Below are 20,703 nucleotides of genomic sequence, written 5' to 3' on the forward strand. Positions count from 1 at the left end.
ATGATCGACCGCAACACGACGATCCCGACCAAGAAGTCGCAGACCTATTCGACCGCGGACGACAATCAGGGTGCCGTGACGATCCGCGTGTTCCAGGGCGAGCGCGAGATGGCGGCGGACAACAAGATGCTCGGCCAGTTCGACCTGATCGGCATCCCGCCGGCGCCGCGCGGCGTGCCGCAGATCGAGGTGACCTTCGACATCGACGCCAACGGGCTGGTCAACGTCAGCGCCAAGGACAAGGGCACCGGCAAGGAGCAGCAGATCCGCATCCAGGCCAGCGGAGGTCTGTCCGACGCCGATATCGACCAGATGGTCCGCGACGCGGAGAGCTTCGCCGAGGAGGACAAGAAGCGCCGTGCCGCGGCCGAGGCAAAGAACAACGCCGAATCGCTGATCCACACCACCGAGCGTCAGCTTGCGGACAATGGCGACAAGGTAGACGAGTCGCTCAAGTCCGAGATCCAGGCGGCGGTGGACGCGGCCAAGGCGGCGGTCGAGAGCGGCGATGCCGATGCGATGACCGACAAGAGCCAGGCGCTGGCGCAGGTCGCGATGAAGCTCGGCCAGGCGATCTACGAGAAGCAGCAGCAGTCCGAAGCGTCGCCGACAGGCGGTGATTCGGCCGACGCGCCCAAGGACGACGTGGTCGACGCCGAATTCTCGGAAGTCGACGACAGCGCGAAAGCGTAAGGTGATGTACTCCCCCCGCCGGGCCGGTTCAGGCCAACTCGGCGGGGTGGGGCCGGGGGCGTAGCATGAGTACCCAGACCGACTATTACGAGCTGCTCGAATGCGAGCGGACCGCGGACGCGGGGACGATCAAATCGTCCTATCGCAAGCTCGCGATGAAATATCACCCGGACAAGAATGCCGGGTGCAAGGATTCCGAGGGCAAGTTCAAGGCCGTCAGCGAAGCCTATGACGTGCTGAAAGACCCGCAGAAGCGTGCGGCTTATGATCGCTTCGGTCACGCCGCGTTCCAGAACGGCGGCGGCGGTGGCGGCGGCGCGCAGGATTTTGGCGCCTTCTCCGACATCTTCGAAAGCGTGTTCGGCGAATTCATGGGCGGCCAGCGCGGTGGTCGCCAGGCCGCGCGACGTGGCGCCGACCTGCGCTACGACATGGAAGTCACGCTCGAGGAAGCGTACCATGGCAAGGCCAGCGAGGTCACGATCGATGTCTCGGCGCTGTGCGAGACCTGCGACGGATCGGGCGCGCGCAGCGGCACCCGGGCCAAGACCTGCCAGCATTGCGGCGGCCACGGCAAGGTCCGCGCGCAGCAGGGCTTCTTCGTGGTCGAACGCGCCTGCCCGGTTTGCCAGGGCGCGGGCGAGGTGATCGCGGATCCGTGCCCCGATTGCCGCGGCGACGGCCGCGTCGAACGCACCAAGACGCTGACCGTCAATGTCCCCCCTGGCGTCGACGAGGGCACGCGCATCCGCATGACTGGCGAAGGCGAGGCGGGGCCACGCGGCGCGCCCGCGGGCGATCTCTACATCTTCCTCCACGTGAAGCGGCATTCGCTGTTCGAACGCGAGGGCACGACCCTGTTCGCGCGCGCGCCGATCAGCTTCACCACCGCGGCGCTCGGCGGATCAATTTCGATCCCGGGCCTCGACGGCAGCAGCCATGACATCAAAATACCTGCCGGGATCCAGTCGGGCAAGCAGCTACGCCAGCGTGGTGCAGGCATGCCGGTGCTCCAGGGACGCGGCAACGGCGATCTGGTCATCCAGATCGAGGTCGAGACCCCGACCAGGCTGTCGCTCCGCCAGAAGGAACTGCTCGAGATGTTCCGCGAGACCGAAACCGGTGACGAATGCCCGGCGAGCCAGGGCTTCTTCGCGAAGCTGAAGGGCGCATTTGGCTGATCGGGGGGCGGGGGGCCCTAGGAGCAGGAATCCGCCTCACCAATCACCCCGGCGAAGGCCGGGGCCCAGTCGCGAAGATGGATGTAACGGAGCGCAACGCAAGCCAACCGTCGTCCCCCACCTGGGCCCCGGCCTTCGCCGGGGTGGTAAGATGAGCGGCAACGGCGTGGCGTGTTTTCGCATCTACTAACTACGCGAACGACGCGGCACCGTCATAAATTCGACCCCGCCGGCCCTGTCCGCCCCCTCGCAAGAGAGGGCGGGGGCCGATGGGTCAGAGGATGGTAACGACCACCCCGACCACCAGCGCCTGGGCCGCGATCGCCAGCAGGCTGCTGGTCACGGTCTCGAGCATGCGCATGGTAAGGTCTCCGTGCCGGTGAAATAACCGGCAAGAGCGATATGGCTTTTATGTCGCTTCGTCGCAATTTTGTAACAATCAATCGCGAGTGCGTCTGGCGCACTCGGCTACCTGTCCGCGCAAGCTTCGCATAAGGGGATCGGCCGCAACATGGACAGCCGTGTCCCCGCGCAGGCGGGGACCCAGGGTCAAGCAAGACAACGACTTACGTCTATCGGAACCCTGGACTCCCGCCTTCGCGGGAGAACAGGATAGATGACCGCTTGATCCCGCCTCCGCCGAAATCGACGACGGTGCAGGTCCCGACGCTTGCCTATTCCATCGCCTTCAAGCCCGCCCGAACACCCGCTCGAAGATCGTGTCGACGTGCTTCAGATGATAGCCGAGGTCGAACTTGTCCGCGATCTCCTCCGCGGACAGCGCCGCGGTCACCTCGGGATCGTCCTGCAGCAGCGTCATCAGCGACAGCGCGCCGTCCGAATCCCACACCTTCATCGCATTGCGCTGGACCAGCCGGTACGCGTCCTCGCGGCTGACCCCCGCCTGGGTCAGCGCCAGTAGCACCCGCTGCGAGTGGACCAGCCCGCCCATTTTGTCCAAATTCTTCATCATCCGCTCGGGGTACACGACGAGCTTGTCCATTACTCCGGTCAGCCGCGCGAGCGCGAAGTCGAGCGTGATCGTCGCGTCGGGACCGATATAGCGCTCGACCGACGAATGGCTGATGTCGCGCTCGTGCCACAGTGCGACATTCTCCAGTGCCGGCGTGACATAGCCGCGCACCATCCGAGCGAGCCCGGTGAGGTTCTCGGTCAGCACCGGGTTGCGCTTGTGCGGCATCGCCGACGAGCCCTTCTGGCCGGGCGAGAAATACTCCTCGGCCTCCAGGACCTCGGTGCGTTGCAGGTGCCGGACCTCGGTCGCGAGCCGCTCGATACACCCCGCGATCACGCCCAATGTCGCGAAGAACATCGCGTGGCGATCGCGCGGGATCACCTGGGTCGAGACCGGCTCTACGGTCAGCCCGAGCTTGGCGGCGACATGTTCCTCCACGAACGGATCGATGTTGGCGAAGGTGCCGACCGCGCCCGAGATCGCGCAAGTCGCGACGTCCGCGCGTGCCGCTACCAGCCGCGACCGGCAGCGCGCAAATTCGGCATGCGCCTGCGCCATCTTGAGGCCGAAGGTCACCGGCTCGGCATGGATGCCGTGGCTACGGCCGATCGTCGGCGTCATCTTGTGTTCGCGCGCGCGGCGTTCGAGCACCGTCATCAGCGCGTCGAGATCGGCGAGCAGCAGGTCGCTCGCGCGTGCCAGCTGCACCGACAGACAGGTGTCGAGCACGTCGGACGAGGTCATCCCCTGATGCATGAAGCGCGCTTCGGGGCCGACATGCTCGGCGACGTTGGTCAGGAACGCGATGACGTCGTGCTTGGTCTCGCGCTCGATCTCGTCGATCCGGTCGACCTCGAACGCGCCCTTCGCCCAGATCGCGGCGGCGGCCTCCTTCGGCACCACGCCTAGTTCGGCGAGCGCATCGGTGGCATGCGCCTCGATCTCGAACCAGATCCTGAAGCGCGCCTCGGGGGTCCAGATCGCGACCATCTCGGGCCTGGAATAACGGGGAATCATGGCGCGGCTCCGTTCACGTCGGGAAAGTCGCGCAGCCGTTAGCAGCGTGGGCGGCGTCGTCCAACGGCTGGTGTGGAGATGGCGCCCTCTCCCTTACCACCCCGGCGAAGGCCGGGGCCCAGGTGGGAGACGAACGTGGCGACGGACAGCGCTTCGTTACTGCCACCTTCCCAACTAGGCCCCGGCGTTCGCCGGGGTGGTTGAGATGGAAGGGACGGGGAAGGACGGTTCAACTCTTAAATCAGCCCCTGCGCCCGCAAGCTCACATGCCCGCCCGCACCGATCACGATGTGATCGTGCACCGCGATCCCCAGCCGCTTGCCCGCCTCGACGATCGTCCGCGTGATCTCGATGTCGGCGCGGCTCGGTGAGGGATCACCCGAGGGGTGATTATGGACCAGGATGATCGCCGCCGAGCCGAGGTCTATCGCGCGGCGGATCACCTCGCGGACATGGACCGCGGCCTGATCGATCGATCCCTCGCTCATCACCTCGTCGCGGATCAGCATGTTCTTGGTGTTGAGATGGAGCACGCGGAACCGCTCGACCGCGTGATGTGCCATGTCCGCGCGCAGATAGTCGAGCAGCGCCTGCCAATTGGCGAGCACCGGCCGTTCCGCCACCGCTGCCTGCAGCAGCCGGATCGCCGCGGCATGCGCGATCTTGACCGCCGCGATGGAGGCCTCGCCCATCCCCGTCACCCGCGCCAGCGCCGCCGCGTCCGCGGTCAGCACGCCGCCGATCCCGCCGAACTCGCGCAGCAGAGCCTTGGCGAGCGGCTTGGTGTCGCGCCGCCGGATAGCCAGCGCGAGCAGATATTCGATCAGCTCGTGATCGAGCAACGCCCCCGCCTCGCCGAGCAGAAGCCGCTGGCGGAGCCGCGCGCGATGCCCGGCGGTGTCGTCGGCGCCGAGGCCGTCGAGGAGAGGATTGGCAGCCATATAGGATAGCCTAGGCCGGCCGGAAGATGCCCGCAATTGCGTGGAAACCCTGCACCTGCCTATGGTCGCGCGATGTGGTGGCGAGCGTGAGCGTGACGGAAGACGAGGAGTCGCTCGCAATTCGCCCGGTCGGCAGGCGCCGCCGCCGCGCCGCGCGCGTCGTCGCGCTGCTGCTTGTCGCCGCGCTGGTCGCGCTCTGGATCGTCCGCAAGCCAATCGCGGAACGCTACATCGATCGTACGCTGGCGAGCAGCGGCGTGCCCGCGCGCTACGGCATCGCCGACCTCGGGCTCGGCCGCCAGCGGCTGACCGACGTCGTGATCGGCGACCCCGCGCATCCCGATCTGGTCGCCGACTGGATCGAAACCGACACGCGTGTCGGCTTTGGCGGGGCTTCGCTGGTCGGAGTCCGCGCGGGCCGGCTACGGCTCCGCGGGCGGCTGGTGAACGGGCGCGTCTCGCTCGGCGCGATCGACCGGTTGCTGCCCGCCTCGTCGAGCAAGCCGTTTGCGCTCCCCGCGCTCGACCTCGATGTCGAGGACGGCCGCATGCGGCTGGAAACGCCCTACGGCACCGTCGGCATCGCACTCGCCGGGCGCGGCCGGCTCGACCGCAGCTTCGCCGGTCGCGTCGCACTGGTCGGCGCAGGGCTGGCGATCCCCGGCTGTTCCACCGGTCGCGTCGAGGCAGCGTTGCGCGTCGCGACCGCGCGCGGCGGCAATATCCGGCTCGACGGTCCGGTTCGCAGCGCCGGCATGCGCTGCCACGGCATGACCACCGGCGCGGTGCGAAGCGACCTGACCGCTACGCTGACGACTGCCGACCGGCTCGGCTGGTCGATCGATACACGCCTGGCTGTCGTCGATGTCCGCGCGCCCGGCGTGACCGCGCCGTCGATCGCCGGGACCATCGCCTTGGCGGGCGACAGCCGCGCGAGCCGCGGCCCCATCGCACTCACCGCGCGCGCCGTGCGAGGCGGGCGCCTGACCGCCGGCCGCGTCGCGCTCGACGGCGATCTCGCGGTGCAGGGCGGCGCGGTCGGGTATCGAGGTCGCATCGCCTTCGCCGAGGCGAACGCGGCGTCGCTGCTCCCCACCGTTGCCGCGACCGCGGGCGCGGGCACCCCGCTCGCACCGCTGCTCCGCCAGCTCACCACCGCGGCGGCGCGGGCAGCCGCCGATTTCGCCGGTTCCGCGGTCGTCGATGTCGCGACCTCCCCGGAGCCCAGCGCGCGGCTGACCCGGCTGGTCGCGGCCTCGGCAAGCGGTGCCAAGCTCGCCCAGACCGGCAGCATCACCTGGTCGCGCGCGTCCGGGGCGGCGTTCGACGGCGACGTTACGTTAGCCGGCGGTGGCCTCCCGGCGGTCGACGCGCACCTCGTCCGCACGGCGAGCCGCGCCCTGCGCGGCACCGCGACCGTCGCGCCCTATGCCGCTGGGGACGCGCGGCTCGCCCTGACGCCGCTGACCTTCGCGATCGCCGCCGGCGGCACGACCCGCCTGGCGACCACCGCAACGCTGTCCGGCCCGCTCGGCGACGGTCGCATCGATCGCCTCGTCCTACCGATCGACGCGCGGCTCGATCGCGGCGCGCTCAGCCTAAACCCCGCCTGCACGCCGCTCGCGTTCGATCGGCTCGCAGTCTCGGGCCTGGTGCTCGATCCTACGCGGGTCACGCTCTGCCCGTCCCGAGGCACGCTCGTGCAGGTCGCCGCCGGCCGCGTCACCGGCGGCGCGAGCCTCGGCGTGACGCAGCTTCGCGGCCGGCTCGGCGCCACCCCGCTGAGCATCGCCATGACCGGCGCCGACCTCCGCCTCGCCGATCGCGGCATCGCCGTTCGCGGGGTCGAGGCGAGGCTCGGCGCGCCCGACCGCGTCACCCGCCTCGACTTCGGCACCGTGACCGCGAGGATCGCGGGCAGCACCGCGACCGGCAGCTTCACCGGCGGCGCGGGGCAGATCGCCAACGTGCCGCTGCTGCTCGGCGCCGCCGCGGGCGACTGGACGCTCGACCGCGGCGTGCTCGGGCTGACCGGCGCGATGACCGTCGCCGATGCCGCCACCGCCGCGCCGCGCTTCCAGCCGCTCGCCGCCGAGGCGGTGTCGCTGCGCCTCGCAAGCGGCGCCATCACCGCCGCCGGAACCCTGATCGAGCCGACCGCCCGCGTGAAGGTCGCGGACGTGACGATCGCCCACCGCCTTGCCACCGGCATCGGCAAAGCCGGCATCGCGGTGACCGGCATCGCCTTCGACAAGGCGTTCCAGCCCGAACGCCTCACCCGGCTGACCTTCGGCGTGATCGCGGATGTCCGCGGCAAGGTGGCGGGGCGCGGCGACATCGCCTGGTCCCCCGCCGGCGTGACCTCGACCGGCGAGTTCCGCACCGACGGCACCGATCTCGCCGCCGCGTTCGGCCCGGTCACCGGGATCGCGGGCACGATCCGCTTCACCGATCTGCTCGCGCTGCAAAGCGCGCGGGGGCAGGTCGCGACGATCGCCACGCTCAACCCCGGCATCCCGGTGACCGACGGCCGCCTCGTCTACCAGACGCTCCCGAACAGCCGCGTCGATGTCGCCGGCGCGCGCTGGCCATTCGCGGGCGGCACCCTGACGCTCGACCCGACGCTGCTCGATTTCTCGGCCCAGCGATCACGGCGAATGACCTTCCGGATCGACGGCGCCGCCGCCGACCAGTTCCTCCAGCAGTTCGACTTCAAGAACCTGGACGCTACCGGCGTGTTCGACGGGGTGGTGCCAATGGTCTTCGACGAGACCGGCGGCCGGATCGAGAATGGCCGCCTGACGGTACGCGCCGGGGGCGGGGGGCTCGCCTATGTCGGCGATCTCACCCAGAAGGACCTCGGGCTATGGGGCAATCTGGCGTTCCAGGCGCTGAAGTCGCTCCGCTACCGCAATCTCGGGATCGTCATGAACGGGGCCTTGGCGGGCGAGATGATCACCGAAGTGCGGTTCGCCGGGATCAGCCAGGGGGCGGGCGCCAAGTCGAACTTCCTCGTTCGCCGGCTGCAGCGCTTGCCCTTCGTGTTCAACATCAAGATTCGCGCCCCCTTCCGCGGGCTGCTGGATTCGGCGGCGTCGTTCTACGATCCCAGCCGCCTCATCCAGCGCAACCTGCCGCAACTGCTCGAACGGCAGAACCGCCGGGCCCCGCTTCAACCCACGAGCCCACCTGCGCCGTCACCTGCACGGGCGCCGGCTCCCGCGCCAGCACCCGCCATTCAGCCCACCGAAAGCGAGAAAATGTCATGACCGCAGGATATGAGAAGCTGGAAAGGACCATCACCGTCACAATGACGAGCCTGATCATGCTCGGCCTGACCGTCGCGACGAGTGGCTGCATCAACGTCACCGCGCCCGACAAGCCGATCGAGATCAATCTCAACATCAACGTGACACAGGAAGTGGTGTATCGTCTCGACGGAGAGGCGAAATCGCTGATCCAGCAGAACCCGGGAATCTTTTGATGACGACGCATCGCTTCACCCACAAGGCCATCCTTATCGCAGGCGCGCTCGCGCTCACCGGCGTCGCCGCGGTCGCTTACGCCCAATCGCGCGATCCGGCCTATGCCGCGGCGCGGGCGGCGGGGCAGGTCGGCGAGCAGCCCGACGGCTATCTCGGCGTGGTCGGCGGCGGCTCGCCCGCGCTGCGTGCGCTCGTCAACGACATCAACATTCGCCGCAAGGCCGCCTACACCCAGAGCGCACAGGCGAGCGGCGCCACCGTCGAACAATTCGCCTTCACCAGCGGCTGCAACCTGATCGCGCAGACCAAGGCGGGCGAGATGTACAAGACGCCGGCGGGCGCATGGGAAGCCCGAAGCGGCGCGCCGAAGCGCGATCCGCGCTGCGCGTAGGACCGGGGCCGGTCCGCCGCTCGGCGCTTAACGCTAAGCGCTTCTACCACCCCGGCGGAGGCCGGGGCCCAGGTGGGAAGGCGGATGTAACGACGCGCAGCGCCTGCCAACCGACGTCTCCTACCTGGGCCCCGGCTTCCGCCGGGGTGGTGAGTAAAACAGCAACTCGTCACTCTGAAGTTCTGGCTTCCTGCGTCCGCGAGAAAACCGTGAGACGAGGTCGACGATTAATCTCCTTGTCCCACATCCTCCCGTTTTGTCAGCGCCGCCCCATGCGCAACCACCGACTCGCTCGACTGGCATCCCGCTACCCTCCCGCCGCCACCCACCCGTGAGTCCATCCACCCACCCTCAACTTTCTCAACATTCGCAGCACGACCTTCGCGCAAAATCCCGCTGCGGTTGACTTCACCACCCCCGGTTTATAAACGCCGGGTCGCAACCGCAGGTCCGCCGCGGATGCTTTTCGTCGCCGGGTCGTTTCCGGCGGCGTTTCTTTATCAGGATGTTTTTGTTGGCCGACGACCGCCAGTCCGATCCCGCCGATCTCGACGCCCGCCTCGCGCGGGCGCAGTCGGCGCGAGTCGATGGCGTGGCGCCGGTCAAGCCCGCCAAGGGCTATTCGCAGGGCTCGCGGGTGCTCGCCGAGCTGATCGGCGCGCCGATCGGCGGCGGCATTATCGGCTGGGCGCTCGATCGCTGGTTCGGCACCAGCCCGTGGCTGCTGCTCATCTTCCTGGCGCTCGCGGTGATCGCGGCGTTCCGCAACATCTTCAAGATTTCGAAGGAGCGCGCAGAGTGAGCGCCGGCAGAATAGACCCGATGGAGCAGTTCATGGTCGAGCCCGTGCTCGGCCGTCACCTCATGATCGGCGGGTACGACGTCTCGTTCACGAACTCCGCGCTGTTCATGGTCGTGGTGTTCGTGCTGCTCGCAGTGTTCATGGCGGGCGGGATGAAGCGTCAGCTGGTGCCCGGCCGGTGGCAGGTCGCCGCCGAATCGGTGATCGGGTTCATCGACAACATGGTCAGCGTGAACATCGGCAGCGGCGGCAAGAAGTTCGCGCCGTACATCTTTTCGCTGTTCATGTTCATCCTGTTCGCGAACCTCGTCGGCGTGCTGCCGCTCGCGATCCTGCCAGGATTGCACACCTTCGCGGTGACCAGCCACATCACGGTCACCGCGGTGCTGGCGTTCGTATCGTTCGCGATCGTGCTCGCGGTCGGCTTCGCCAAGCACGGCCTGAAGTTCTTCTCGCTGTTCGTGCCGCACGGCGCGCCGGCGTGGCTGATGCCCGTCATCATCCCGGTCGAGTTCGTGTCGTTCATGGTCCGTCCTTTCTCGCTCGGGCTGCGGCTGTTCGTCGCGATGACCGCGGGGCACATCCTGCTAGAGGTGTTCGGCAGCTTCGTGGTCCAGGGCCTCAACGCCGGCGGTCCGCTCGGCGTCGTCGTCAGCGCCCTGAGCTTCGTGATGATCATCGGCGTCAGTGCGCTCGAACTGCTGGTCTGCGCGATCCAGGCCTATGTGTTCGCGCTGCTCACCTCGCTTTACCTCCACGACGCGGTGCACCTGCACTAGGGTCGCGGCCAGTTTCCTTTTCGTATCTAATCAATGGAGCTTCACATGACTGATCTTGGTGCAATGTACATCGGTGCCGGCCTCGCGGCGATCGGCGTCGGCCTCGCCGCGCTCGGCGTCGGCAACGTCTTCGGCTCGTTCCTCGAAGGCGCGCTGCGCAACCCGGGTGCCGCAGACGGCCAGCAGGGTCGCCTGTTCATCGGCTTTGCGGCGTCGGAGCTGCTCGGCCTGATCGCGTTCGTCGTCGCGATCCTCATTCTCTTCGTCGTCAAGTAAGCGCGGACCGCCGTCGATGCCTCAGCTTTCCCAAATAGGCGAGATCTACGCGTCACAGCTGTTCTGGCTCGTGATCGTGTTCGGCCTGATCTATTTCGGGATCGGCAAGGCGATGGTCCCCAAGATCGAGCGGACGATCGACGATCGTAACGCCCGCATCACCGGGGATCTCGCTGCGGCAACGACGGCCCGTGACGCGGCACGGGCGTCGGAAGAAGCCTATCAGGGCGGTCTCGACATCGCCCGGACCCAGGCGGCGCAAACCGTCGGCGCCGCCAAGGCGCGCGCCACGGCCGCCGCGGAAACCAAGATGAAGGCGGGCGATGCCGCCGCGGCCGACCGCCTTCACGCGGCGACCGCAAGCATCGCGACGTCCAAGGGGCAGGCGCTCGCCGAGATCGAAACCGCGACGGTCGATGCGGTCGAGGCGATCGTCGCCAAGCTGTCGGGCGTCGTGCCCGATCGCGCGGTCGTCGAACAGAAGGTGAAGGCGGAACTCGCGCATGGTTGACCCCCACGCCAACGTGGCGACCGCCGCTGCCGGCACCGCCGAACTGCATCATGCGCCGACCGCGCTCGGAATCTCGGCCCCCGGCTGGGTCGCCCTGTCGATGCTGGTCGTTATCGCGATCCTGATCTGGAAGAAGGTTCCCGCCCTGGTCGGCCGGATGCTCGATCAGCGGATCGCGACGATCCGTACCGATCTGGACGAGGCCAGCAAGCTGCGCGCGGAGGCAGAGGCGATGCTCGCCGACGCTAAGGCGCGCAACGCCGCCAGTGCGGGTGACGCGGCCGCGATCGTCGCGCATGCCGAGGCCGAAGCCGCGGCGATGCTCGCCAAGGCCGAAGCGGACTCGACCGATCTCGTCGCGCGCCGTCAGAAGATGGCGGAAGACAAGATCGCCGCCGCCGAACGCGGCGCAATCGCCGAGGTTCGCGCCAAGGCCGCCGACGCCGCCGCCCGCGCCGCCGCCGCGATCATCGCCGACCAGCACGGCGCGGCCGCCGACAAGGCGCTGGTCGACCGCACGATTGCAGGGCTCGGCCGCCCGAACTGATCCTCAGCTGCTTGTGCTCCCGCGAAGGCGGGAGCCCGGTACTGGGTCCCCGCCTTCGCGGGGACACGAGATGCGGCATCGAGCGTGAGCCAATGATCCCTCGATAGCGGCGTCACCGCCTAGCGCCGCCGCTCCCGAGTTCCTAGATTCGCATCGATGTCGACGCCCAACGCTCCCGACCGGTTCAACGAAGAAAAGAACACCTTCACGGTTCGCGGCACCGACGCGCCCGATCTCGCTGCCGGGGTTGCGGCGATCCGTAACGTGTTGAAGACGCTGCCGATCCGGTCGGGCGTCTACCGGATGCTCGATGCCAAGGGCGACGTGCTCTACGTCGGCAAGGCGCGTGCGCTGAAGAACCGCGTCGCCAATTACGTCCAAGTCGATCGCCTGTCGAAGCGGCTCCAGCGCATGGTCGCGCAGACCCGATCGATGACGATCGTCACTACCAACAACGAAGCGGAAGCGCTGCTGCTCGAAGCGCAGCTGATCAAGCGATATCGCCCTGCCTACAACGTGCTGCTGCGCGACGACAAAAGCTTCCCGTTCATCCTCTTGCGGGCGGATCACGATTTTCCGCGCATCCAGAAGCATCGCGGCGCGCGGCGCGCCAAGGGCGACTATTACGGGCCCTTCGCGAGCGCCGGCTCGGTCAACAACACGCTGAACGCGCTGCAGAAGCTGTTCCTGCTCCGCTCCTGCACCGATGGCTTCTTCAAGACTCGCGATCGCCCGTGCCTGCTCTACCAGATCAAGCGCTGCTCGGCGCCCTGCGTCGGCCGGATCGACGCAGCCGGCTATGCCGAGCTGGTGTCGGACGCCAAGCAGTTCCTCGGCGGCAAGTCGACCGGCGTCCAGGCGAAGCTCGGCGCGCAGATGCAGGCCGCCGCCGAGGCGATGGACTTCGAACTCGCGGCGCTGTTGCGCGACCGGTTGCGCGCGCTGACCTTTATCCAGGGAACCCAGGCGATCAATGCGGAAGGGGTCGGCGACGCCGACGTGTTCGCGCTCGCCTGCCGCGACGGAACGATGGGAATTCAGGCGTTCTTCATCCGCGGCGGCCAGAATTGGGGCCATCGCAGCTTCTTCCCTGCGCACACCAACGACGTGCCGGAGGACGAGGTGCTGATGAGCTTCCTCTCCCAATTCTACGAAGAGGTGCCGCCGCCCAAAACGATCCTGCTCGATCGCGACCTGAATGAGGGCGGCTTGCTGGAAGAGGCGCTTGCCGAACGCGCGGGCTACAAGGTCGCGCTATCGGTGCCGCAACGTGGCGACCGGCGCCGGCTGATGGAACAGGCGCAGCGCAACGCGGTCGAGGCGCTCGAACGCCGCCTGGCGGAAAGCACCACCCAGGCCCGACTGCTGCGCGAGGTCGCGGAACTGTTCGATCTGCCCGAGCCGCCCGACCGGATCGAAGTCTACGACAACAGCCATATCCAGGGCACCAATGCGCTCGGTGCGATGATCGTCGCCGGGCCGGAGGGCTTTCGCAAGGGTCAGTATCGCAAGTTCAACATCAAGAACAAGGACACCGCCCCGGGCGACGATTTCGCGATGATGCGCGAGGTGTTCGGCCGCCGCTTTGCCCGCGCCCAGGCCGAGGATCCCGATCGCGACGGCGGCGAATGGCCCGATCTGGTGCTGATTGACGGCGGTCGTGGGCAACTGAATGCGGCCAAGGCGGTGCTCGAGGATCTCGGGATCGAGGACGTGTGCATGGTCGGCATCGCCAAGGGGCCGCAGCACGGCCGCGACGGCCGCGAGGTCTTCCACATGCTCGACGGCCGCGAGTTCCAATTGCCGGTCAACGCACCGGTCCTGTTCTACCTCCAGCGGCTGCGCGACGAGGTCCACCGGTTCGCGATCGGCGCGCACCGCGACAAGCGCGCCAAGGCCATCGGCGCCAGCCCGCTCGACGAGGTTCCCGGCATCGGTCCGGCGCGCAAGAAGGCGCTGCTGATGCACTTCGGCACCGGCCGCGCGGTGCGCAACGCGAGCCTTCAGGATCTGCAACAGGCGCCCGGCGTGTCGTCCGCGGTCGCGCAACAGGTGTACGACTTCTACCACGCACGATGATCGTGCGGACCTTTGCCGAAGTATTTACCCCCTCGCGCTAGGCAGGCGCGATGGTGACGCCCGTATTCCTTACCGCCGACATCGAATTCGCGTGGCGGCATCATGCCGCGGGTCATGATCTGGACGGCATGTACCAGCGATCGATCGAACCCGCCGGGGTAGGCCTCGCCTTTCAATTGGAAACGTTGCGGCGTCACGAACTGAAGGTCTGCTTCTTCGTCGATCCGATGCCGGCGCTGCTGTTCGGGCTCGACCCGATCCGGCGGATCGTCGATGCGATTCTGGAGGCAGAGCAGGAGGTCCAGCTCCACCTTCACCCCAATTGGGCAGGAGCGCGGGCCGACGATGCGGGCGCGCATTACGGCCGTTTCCAGCTTCACGAATACGACTTCGCCGAGCAAAGCGCGCTGATCGCGGGCGCGACCGACCTGCTGGCGGCGGCCGGCGCACCAGCGCCGATCGCGTTCCGCGCCGGCAACTACGGCGCCGACGACAACACGCTCGGCGTCCTGGCGGCGCACGGCTTCACCTATGACAGCAGCCACAATGGCGCCCAGGCGTCGCGGACCAGCCGCCTGTCGCTGCCGCCGCGCCGTATCTCGCCCGTCGCGGGCACGGTGATCGAGGTGCCGGTGACGGTGATCGAGGACAGCCCGGGCTCGCTCCGCACCTTCCAGCTCTGCGCGCTGTCGTCGAATGAAGCGAGCGACGCGCTGGACCACGCGGCCGCCGCCGGCCATGCCGCGGTGACGATCGTCAGCCACGGCTTCGAACTCGCCAATCGTGCCGGTACCCGCGCCAACATGGTTCACGTCCGCCGGTTCGAAGCGCTGTGCAGCCTGCTGGACGACCGCCGCGACGACCTGCCGACCGTCCACTTCAAGGATCGCCCTTCGCTCCGGCTCGATGCCGACGACGCACCCCTCGGTCCCGACATGCTGCGCACCCGCTGGCGACAGGCCGAACAGCTCTGGTCGAATTGGGTCGCGGAGCGTGTCGCCTGACGGTGACGCAATTGCGGAAGGCGTCGCCTGAAGCGTAGAGCCATGCGATGCATCTGCGCGCTCAAGCCGTGATCCTTGCTGCCCGCGCGCATGGCGAACACGGCTCGGTAGTGCGTGCCTTCACCCGCGAGGACGGCGTCCAGCCGGGCTATGTCCGCGGCGGCCGGTCGCGTGCGATGCGGCCGATCCTGCAGCCCGCGAACATCGTGCTCGGCGATTGGCGTGCCCGCACCGGCGAGCAACTCGCGGCACTCACCGTGGAGCTGGTCCACAGCCGCGCCACCCTGCACCGCGAGCCGCTCGCCGCCGCCGCAATCGAGTGGGTCGCGGCGCTGACCGCAACGTCCTTGCCCGAGGCCCAGGCTTACCCACGAATCTTCGACGCGCTGACCGGGATGCTCGACGCGACCGAGGCGGCGCCGGCGGCGCGGGGCTGGGCGGTGGCGCTCGTCCGCTACGAATTGCTGCTGCTCGCCGAACTTGGGTTCGGGCTCGACCTAGACCAGTGCGTGGCGAGCGGTGGCACCGATGATCTCGCCTTCGTCAGCCCGAAGAGCGGCGCAGCGGTCAGCCGGCAGGCGGCGCAGGGCTATGAGGAACGGCTGCTCGCCTTGCCCGCGTTCGTGCGCGTCGGCGGGGAGGCGGACTGGCCCGATATCCTCGCCGGCGTCGCGCTTACCGGCCATTTTCTGGCGCGCGATATTCTGGTCGATCGTCGCGCCGAGCCGCTCGCGGCACGGGCGCGGCTGGTCGACCGGCTGAAAAGGGCGGTTGCGTGACGCCGCACGGGGCGGCAAGGGCGGGTCCATGGCCCTGATCGCGATCCTCGCCGGCGACGGCATCGGACCCGAGGTGACCGCCGAGGCACGTCGCGTGCTCGAAGCGCTCGACCTCGATCTTCAGTTCGAAGAGGGGCTGGTCGGCGGCGTCGCCTATCGCGCCACCGGACACCCGCTACCCCCCGAAACGCTCGATCTCGCGCGCCGCGCCGACGCGATATTGTTCGGCGCCGTCGGCGATCCGACCTGCGACGCGCTCGAACGCGCGTTGCGACCCGAACAGGCGATCCTCGGGCTGCGCAAGGAACTCGGGCTTTTCGCCAATCTGCGCCCGGCGATGCTCTTCGCGGGGCTAGAAGACGCGTCGGCGCTGCGGCCGGAGGTTGCGGGCGCGATCGACTTGGTGATCGTCCGCGAACTGACCGGTGACGTGTATTTCGGTGACAAGGGGCGCCGAACCACTTCGGAGGGTCTGCGCGAAGGCTATGACCTGATGCGCTACGACGAGGCCGAAGTGGCGCGGATCGCGCGCGTCGGTTTCGAGACCGCACGCCGCCGCCGCGCGCGGCTGTGTTCGGTAGACAAGGCGAACGTGCTCGAAACCTCGCAGCTGTGGCGCGACGTGGTGATCGAGGTGTCGGCGGACTATCCGGGCGTCGCGCTCTCGCACATGTATGTCGATAACGCCGCGATGCAGCTGGTACGTAACCCCGGCCAGTTCGACGTGATCGTCACAGGCAATCTGTTCGGCGACATCCTGTCGGATCAGGCGTCGATGTGCGCAGGCTCGATCGGCATGCTGCCGTCGGCGTCGCTCGATACCGGGTCGAAGGGCATGTACGAGCCGATCCACGGCTCCGCGCCCGACATCGCCGGTCAGGGCAGAGCCAATCCCTGTGCGGCGATCCTGTCCGCGGCGATGATGCTGCGGCATTCGCTTCATCTGGGCGAGGCCGCGGATCGGATCGACGGCGCGGTGGCGGCGGCGATCGCCGCGGGCGCGCGGACCGGCGATCTGGGCGGCGCGCTGTCGACGCGGGCAATGGGTGACGCGGTACTCGCCGCGCTGTGAACGACGCGCTCGAGCTCGCGGTCGTCGTCCCGACGTTCAACGAACGGGGTAACGTCGCGACCTTGGTGGCCCGCCTGGATCGGGCGCTTGCCGGACGCAATTGGGAAGCGATCTTCGTCGACGACGACAGTCCGGACGGGACCGCGAGCGAAGCACGCGCACTCGGCCGCACCGATCGCCGCGTCCGCGTCATCCAGCGGATCGGGCGGCGCGGCCTGTCCTCCGCCTGTATCGAGGGCATGCTGGCGACCGCGGCGCCCGCGGTGGCGGTGATCGACGGCGACCTGCAGCATGACGAGACGCTGCTGCCGAGGATGCTCGACCTGCTTCAAGGAGACGCCGCACTCGATGTCGTGATCGGCTCGCGGTTCGTGTCCGGCGGCGGGACCGGCGAGTGGGATCGCGATCGGATCGCCAAGTCGGCGCTGGCGACCCGCTTGTCGCGGCGGGTGCTGAAGGGTGACCTCAGCGATCCGATGAGCGGGTTCTTCATGATCCGCAGCGACGTCGCGCGGCGGCTGGCGCCCGAGCTGTCGGCGATCGGCTTCAAGATCCTGCTCGACCTGATGACCGCGAGCCCCGTGCCGCTGGCTTTCGCCGAGCTGCCCTACACCTTTCGCGTCCGCACTGAGGGCGAGAGCAAGCTCGATCACGTCGTCGCGATGGAATATCTGATCGCGCTGTACGACCGCATGTTCGGGCGGTTCGTGCCGGTGCGGTTTGCGATGTTTTCAGCGATCGGCTTGCTTGGGGTGCCCATTCATATGGGCGTGCTGGCGCTCGCGATACTGGGCGGCGCGACCTTCCTGTTCGCGCAGATCCTTGGCGCGATGGCGGCGATGACGGTGAATTTCTTTCTCAACAACGCGCTGACCTATCGCGACCGGCGGCTGAAGGGCTGGCGGCAGTTGCTCGACGGCTGGGTGTCGTTCTGCGTGGTCTGCTCGGTCGGGCTGGTCGCCAATGTCGGCATCGCCGCCTTCGTCCATGACGCACGCGCGGGCGGGATCGCGGCGTCGGCGTTGATCGGTATAGTCGTGGGAGCGGTTTGGAATTACGCGCTGTCGTCCAAATTCACTTGGGGCCGATACTAGCCGTCAAGGCCAGGTCGACAGCCACATCCAGCGCTGGAATGCGCTCGGTCCGGGAAGGGCGGTCGCCGCGAGGATCGGGTAGAAGTGAACGAACAGCATCGCTGCCAGCGTGACCGCGGCCTCGTCGAGATAGCGGAGCCGCCCGCGGCCGAAGCGGTCGAGCGCGGCGGCGATCGCGATCGCCAGCCAGATGCTCGACAGATAATAATAATAGAAGAAGCCGAGCGACTTGGGGATGATCGCCCACATGGCTACGCTGGCGATCCAAATCCACGCGATCGCGCCCAGCCCGGTGCTGCGGTGGCGAGCCCAGCCCCAGAGACAAGCGAGCACCGCGACCAGCCCGCCCCATATCACCACCGGATTGCCGAGCATCAGGATCCCGCGCTGTGCGCCGTCGACGGGCTCGTACAGATACCAGATCGGCCGCAGGTCGAGCGGCCAGCTATACCAGGCCGACTGATAGGTATGCGGCGGCAGCACCTGGGTCTGCTGGTGATAGATGTCGAGCTGGTACGGGATAAGCTTCGCCAGCGTCATCGGCTCGGTCGCGTAGAAGAACGCCGGCGCGAAGGTCGCCAGATAGGTCCCGACGCTCGCCAACCCGAGGATCGCCAAGGCCGGGGTCGGGCGCAGGCCGGGCCAGCGATCCGCGCGGTCGCGGCGGAGCAGGACATAGGCGACCGCGGCGAACGCGACATAGGGTGCGGCGGTCCACTTGGTACCGACCGCCAGCCCCAGGAGCACGCTCCCCGCCAGCCAGCGGCGCCCGACCTGCGCACCAGTGCCGCGCATCGACCATACCAGCATCGCCACCGCGCCGACCACGAAGGCAGCCATGAACCCGTCGAGCATCGCGATGCGCGCCTGTACGAAGATCGTGAAGTTCAAAATCGCGAGGAGGCTGCCGATCACCGCCGGACGCAACCGCCCGAACGTCACCCACAGGATCGCGAAGACCCCGATCACCACGGCGGTGCCCGCAACGCTCGAGAAGAACCGCCAGCCGAGCGGTCCCTCGCCGAACAACAGGATGCCGAGCGCGATGATCGTCTTGCCGAGCAACGGATGTTCGATGTTCACCGGCCCGGCAAGGCTGGCGAGCGTCCGCGCCGCGGGGACGTAATGCACCTCGTCGAACACCAGCTTGTGCGGTGTCGTCAGCCGCCACGCGAACAGCAGTTGCGCGGCGGCGGCGATCGCGATCGCAGCGGGTAAAGGGCGTTTAAGGACGGTGCGCACGCGCCCTTGTCCCTGCTTCGCCACGGGCTTTCAAGGGACCACCGCGCTTGAAAGCCCGCTGCGAAGGGGGCAAAGCCGCGCAGATGAAGCGCAAGGCTGGCCAGGACCGTTCGATCACCGCCAATTGGCGCCCCGCGACGCTCGCGATCCGCGGCGGCACCGCGCGGTCCGAATATGGCGAGACGTCCGAGGCGTTGTTCCTGACCTCGGGCTATAGCTACGACAAGGCTGCCGACGCCGCGGCGCGGTTCGCGGGTGAGCAGGACGGGATGACCTATTCCCGGCTTCAGAACCCGACCGTCGAGATGCTCGAACATCGCATCGCGCTGCTGGAGGGGGCGGAGGCATGCCGGACGATGGCGACCGGCATGGCCGCGATGACCGCGGCGCTGCTCTGCCAGTTGCAGACTGGGGATCATGTCGTCGCTGGGCGCGCGGCGTTCGGGTCGTGCCGCTGGCTGACCGACACGCTGCTGCCAAAGTTCGGGATCGCGACCACCATCGTCGACGCGCGCGACCCGCAGGCGTTCGTCGACGCCGTGCGGCCCGATACCAAGCTCTTCTTCTTCGAAACGCCCGCCAATCCGACGATGGACATCGTCGATCTGCGCGCGGTGTGCGGCATCGCGCGCGAACGCGGGATCACGACGGTGGTCGACAACGCCTTCGCCACCCCCGCGCTGCAGCGCCCGATGGAATTCGGCGCCGACATCACCGCGTACAGCGCGACCAAGATGATGGACGGGCAGGGGCGGGTGCTGGCGGGCGCGGTGTGCGGCAGCGAGGATTTCATCCTCAACACGCTGCTCCCTTTCACGCGCAATACCGGCCCGAACCTGTCGCCGTTCAATGCCTGGGTGGTGCTGAAGGGGTTGGAGACGCTCGACCTCAGGATCCGTCGCCAGTCGGAAAGCGCGGTCACCGTCGGCCGCTTCCTGGAGGCGCGGGTGCCGCGTATCCTGCATCCTGGCCTGCCGAGCCACCCCCAGCACAATCTGGCGATGAGCCAGATGGATGCGTGTGGCCCGATCTTCGCGTTCGAGGTCGAGGGACGCGAACAGGCGCACGCGCTGCTCGACGCGCTGGCGCTGGTCGACATCTCGAACAACATCGGCGATTCGCGGTCGCTGATGACGCATCCCGCCTCGACCACGCATTACGGCGTCGCCGAGGAGAAGCGGATCGAGATGGGGGTGACTGAGGGGCTGTTGCGGCTGAACGTCGGCCTGGAGGATCCCCGCGACCTGATCGACGATCTCGATCAGGCGCTGACGGCGGCGGGGTTGTGAAGGAATTCTTCCCCCACGCCGCGACCACCGACGGCGTCACCGTGCGCGTGTCGGTCAGCTACCTTTCCGACCAGTCCGAGCCGCGCCGCGGCCGCTGGTTCTGGGCCTATCACATCCGCATCGAGAACGAGCGCGACACGACCGTCCAGCTACTCACCCGGCATTGGGTGATCACCGACGGCCGCGGCGCGCGTCATTCCGTCGAGGGCGAGGGCGTGGTCGGCGAACAACCGGTGATCGCACCGGGCGGCAGCTTCGACTATGTCTCGGGCTGCCCGCTCGCCACCCCTTCCGGGTCGATGCGGGGCAGCTACCGGATGATCGCCGAAGACGGCGCGCTGCTCGAGATCGCGATCCCTCCCTTCACCCTCATCGCTCCTGCGGTGACGAGTTGAAGCGGACTCACCTGCCGCTGAACGGGATGCGCGTGTTCGACGCGGCGGCGCGGCATCTGTCATTCACCCGTGCCGCGGACGAGCTCGCGGTGACCCCCGCCGCGGTCGGCCAGCAGATCCGCGCGCTGGAGGATACGCTGGGCGTCGTCC

At 68.0% G+C, this 20,703-nt stretch carries 21 protein-coding genes; 18 read left to right on the forward strand and 3 right to left on the reverse strand.

Annotated features, from left to right (window positions below):
- Both ACFE77_RS13055 and dnaJ read left to right on the forward strand, forming a co-directional pair.
- On the forward strand, window positions 1-693 hold a 693-nt coding region (locus tag ACFE77_RS13055), incomplete at its 5' end, for an Hsp70 family protein (RefSeq protein ID WP_375422080.1).
- Window positions 694-758: 65 nt separating this feature from the next.
- A complete protein-coding gene (dnaJ, locus tag ACFE77_RS13060) occupies window positions 759-1,874 on the forward strand; it encodes a molecular chaperone DnaJ (protein WP_375422081.1) in 1,116 nt (371 codons plus the stop codon).
- A 688-nt stretch (window positions 1,875-2,562) separates the two neighbouring features.
- Here the strand turns inward: dnaJ and purB are convergent.
- Both purB and radC read right to left on the reverse strand, forming a co-directional pair.
- On the reverse strand, window positions 2,563-3,867 hold the full coding sequence (gene purB, locus ACFE77_RS13065; protein ID WP_375422082.1) for an adenylosuccinate lyase: 1,305 nt from the start codon (window positions 3,865-3,867) through the stop codon (window positions 2,563-2,565).
- 236 nt (window positions 3,868-4,103) lie between these two features.
- On the reverse strand, window positions 4,104-4,808 hold the full coding sequence (gene radC / locus ACFE77_RS13070; RefSeq protein ID WP_375422083.1) for a DNA repair protein RadC: 705 nt from the start codon (window positions 4,806-4,808) through the stop codon (window positions 4,104-4,106).
- 92 nt (window positions 4,809-4,900) lie between these two features.
- On the opposite strand from radC, the gene ACFE77_RS13075 reads away from it, so the two are divergent.
- From ACFE77_RS13075 to ACFE77_RS13135, 13 genes are all read left to right on the forward strand, one after another.
- Window positions 4,901-8,077 (forward strand): YdbH domain-containing protein, encoded by a 3,177-nt coding sequence (locus tag ACFE77_RS13075; RefSeq protein WP_375422084.1) that lies wholly within the window; start codon window positions 4,901-4,903, stop codon window positions 8,075-8,077.
- A 41-nt stretch (window positions 8,078-8,118) separates the two neighbouring features.
- Entirely contained in the window at window positions 8,119-8,292 is a 174-nt protein-coding gene (locus tag ACFE77_RS13080; protein WP_375422097.1) for a YnbE family lipoprotein, read from the forward strand.
- Window positions 8,292-8,684 (forward strand): YdbL family protein, encoded by a 393-nt coding sequence (locus tag ACFE77_RS13085; RefSeq protein ID WP_375422085.1) that lies wholly within the window; start codon window positions 8,292-8,294, stop codon window positions 8,682-8,684. The genes ACFE77_RS13080 and ACFE77_RS13085 overlap by 1 nt, the downstream gene beginning before the upstream one ends.
- A gap of 505 nt (window positions 8,685-9,189) precedes the next feature.
- Window positions 9,190-9,486 carry an AtpZ/AtpI family protein gene (locus tag ACFE77_RS13090; RefSeq protein ID WP_375422086.1) on the forward strand — a complete coding sequence of 99 codons (297 nt, stop codon included), beginning with the start codon at window positions 9,190-9,192 and terminating at the stop codon, window positions 9,484-9,486.
- A 20-nt stretch (window positions 9,487-9,506) separates the two neighbouring features.
- On the forward strand, window positions 9,507-10,265 hold the full coding sequence (locus ACFE77_RS13095) for a F0F1 ATP synthase subunit A (RefSeq protein WP_375422098.1): 759 nt from the start codon (window positions 9,507-9,509) through the stop codon (window positions 10,263-10,265).
- 63 nt (window positions 10,266-10,328) lie between these two features.
- Window positions 10,329-10,541, forward strand: a complete 213-nt coding sequence (locus tag ACFE77_RS13100) for a F0F1 ATP synthase subunit C (protein ID WP_010164404.1) — start codon at window positions 10,329-10,331, stop codon at window positions 10,539-10,541.
- A 16-nt stretch (window positions 10,542-10,557) separates the two neighbouring features.
- Window positions 10,558-11,052, forward strand: coding sequence for an ATPase (locus ACFE77_RS13105; protein WP_375422087.1), 495 nt, complete (start codon window positions 10,558-10,560; stop codon window positions 11,050-11,052).
- On the forward strand, window positions 11,045-11,599 hold the full coding sequence (locus ACFE77_RS13110) for a hypothetical protein (protein WP_375422088.1): 555 nt from the start codon (window positions 11,045-11,047) through the stop codon (window positions 11,597-11,599). Before ACFE77_RS13105 ends, ACFE77_RS13110 begins: the two co-directional genes overlap by 8 nt.
- Before the next feature lie 156 nt (window positions 11,600-11,755).
- The gene (gene uvrC / locus ACFE77_RS13115; RefSeq protein ID WP_375422089.1) at window positions 11,756-13,678 is read left to right on the forward strand and encodes an excinuclease ABC subunit UvrC; all 1,923 of its coding nucleotides are present in this window, start codon (window positions 11,756-11,758) and stop codon (window positions 13,676-13,678) included.
- 50 nt (window positions 13,679-13,728) lie between these two features.
- Complete coding sequence (locus ACFE77_RS13120; RefSeq protein ID WP_375422090.1) at window positions 13,729-14,682, forward strand: polysaccharide deacetylase; 954 nt, start codon at window positions 13,729-13,731, stop codon at window positions 14,680-14,682.
- Between the two features lie 47 nt (window positions 14,683-14,729).
- Window positions 14,730-15,461: a DNA repair protein RecO gene (recO, locus tag ACFE77_RS13125; protein WP_375422091.1), complete on the forward strand. Its 732-nt coding sequence runs from the start codon at window positions 14,730-14,732 to the stop codon at window positions 15,459-15,461.
- A gap of 28 nt (window positions 15,462-15,489) precedes the next feature.
- Window positions 15,490-16,533, forward strand: a complete 1,044-nt coding sequence (gene leuB, locus ACFE77_RS13130; RefSeq protein WP_375422092.1) for a 3-isopropylmalate dehydrogenase — start codon at window positions 15,490-15,492, stop codon at window positions 16,531-16,533.
- Window positions 16,530-17,627: a glycosyltransferase family 2 protein gene (locus ACFE77_RS13135; protein WP_375422093.1), complete on the forward strand. Its 1,098-nt coding sequence runs from the start codon at window positions 16,530-16,532 to the stop codon at window positions 17,625-17,627. The genes leuB and ACFE77_RS13135 overlap by 4 nt, the downstream gene beginning before the upstream one ends.
- A 3-nt stretch (window positions 17,628-17,630) precedes the next feature.
- Here the strand turns inward: ACFE77_RS13135 and ACFE77_RS13140 are convergent, their stop codons facing one another.
- Complete coding sequence (locus tag ACFE77_RS13140) at window positions 17,631-18,869, reverse strand: phospholipid carrier-dependent glycosyltransferase (protein WP_375422094.1); 1,239 nt, start codon at window positions 18,867-18,869, stop codon at window positions 17,631-17,633.
- 83 nt (window positions 18,870-18,952) lie between these two features.
- On the opposite strand from ACFE77_RS13140, the gene ACFE77_RS13145 reads away from it, so the two are divergent.
- From ACFE77_RS13145 to ACFE77_RS13155, 3 genes are all read left to right on the forward strand, one after another.
- The gene (locus ACFE77_RS13145; RefSeq protein ID WP_375422095.1) at window positions 18,953-20,158 is read left to right on the forward strand and encodes a trans-sulfuration enzyme family protein; all 1,206 of its coding nucleotides are present in this window, start codon (window positions 18,953-18,955) and stop codon (window positions 20,156-20,158) included.
- Window positions 20,155-20,553, forward strand: a complete 399-nt coding sequence (gene apaG / locus ACFE77_RS13150; RefSeq protein ID WP_375422096.1) for a Co2+/Mg2+ efflux protein ApaG — start codon at window positions 20,155-20,157, stop codon at window positions 20,551-20,553. Before ACFE77_RS13145 ends, apaG begins: the two co-directional genes overlap by 4 nt.
- Window positions 20,550-20,703, forward strand: a 154-nt coding sequence (locus tag ACFE77_RS13155) for a LysR family transcriptional regulator (RefSeq protein ID WP_375422099.1), incomplete at its 3' end; no start/stop codon positions are given. The genes apaG and ACFE77_RS13155, both read left to right, overlap by 4 nt.

This window comes from uncultured Sphingomonas sp. (genome assembly GCF_964243315.1).
Classification (GTDB): domain Bacteria; phylum Pseudomonadota; class Alphaproteobacteria; order Sphingomonadales; family Sphingomonadaceae; genus Sphingomonas.

Excerpts from the sequence above, each read along its gene's own strand:
- ACFE77_RS13120 (WP_375422090.1), top strand. The coding sequence starts at position 13,729 with ATGGTGACGCCCGTATTCCTTACCGCCGACATCGAATTCGCGTGGCGG.
- ACFE77_RS13110 (WP_375422088.1), top strand. The coding sequence starts at position 11,045 with ATGGTTGACCCCCACGCCAACGTGGCGACCGCCGCTGCCGGCACCGCC.
- ACFE77_RS13095 (WP_375422098.1), top strand. The coding sequence starts at position 9,507 with ATGGAGCAGTTCATGGTCGAGCCCGTGCTCGGCCGTCACCTCATGATC.
- ACFE77_RS13105 (WP_375422087.1), top strand. The coding sequence starts at position 10,558 with ATGCCTCAGCTTTCCCAAATAGGCGAGATCTACGCGTCACAGCTGTTC.
- uvrC (WP_375422089.1), top strand. The coding sequence starts at position 11,756 with ATGTCGACGCCCAACGCTCCCGACCGGTTCAACGAAGAAAAGAACACC.
- radC (WP_375422083.1), bottom strand. The coding sequence starts at position 4,808 with ATGGCTGCCAATCCTCTCCTCGACGGCCTCGGCGCCGACGACACCGCC.
- ACFE77_RS13090 (WP_375422086.1), top strand. The coding sequence starts at position 9,190 with ATGTTTTTGTTGGCCGACGACCGCCAGTCCGATCCCGCCGATCTCGAC.
- ACFE77_RS13145 (WP_375422095.1), top strand. The coding sequence starts at position 18,953 with ATGAAGCGCAAGGCTGGCCAGGACCGTTCGATCACCGCCAATTGGCGC.
- recO (WP_375422091.1), top strand. The coding sequence starts at position 14,730 with ATGCATCTGCGCGCTCAAGCCGTGATCCTTGCTGCCCGCGCGCATGGC.
- purB (WP_375422082.1), bottom strand. The coding sequence starts at position 3,867 with ATGATTCCCCGTTATTCCAGGCCCGAGATGGTCGCGATCTGGACCCCC.
- leuB (WP_375422092.1), top strand. The coding sequence starts at position 15,490 with ATGGCCCTGATCGCGATCCTCGCCGGCGACGGCATCGGACCCGAGGTG.
- dnaJ (WP_375422081.1), top strand. The coding sequence starts at position 759 with ATGAGTACCCAGACCGACTATTACGAGCTGCTCGAATGCGAGCGGACC.
- ACFE77_RS13085 (WP_375422085.1), top strand. The coding sequence starts at position 8,292 with ATGACGACGCATCGCTTCACCCACAAGGCCATCCTTATCGCAGGCGCG.
- ACFE77_RS13100 (WP_010164404.1), top strand. The coding sequence starts at position 10,329 with ATGTACATCGGTGCCGGCCTCGCGGCGATCGGCGTCGGCCTCGCCGCG.
- ACFE77_RS13080 (WP_375422097.1), top strand. The coding sequence starts at position 8,119 with ATGACGAGCCTGATCATGCTCGGCCTGACCGTCGCGACGAGTGGCTGC.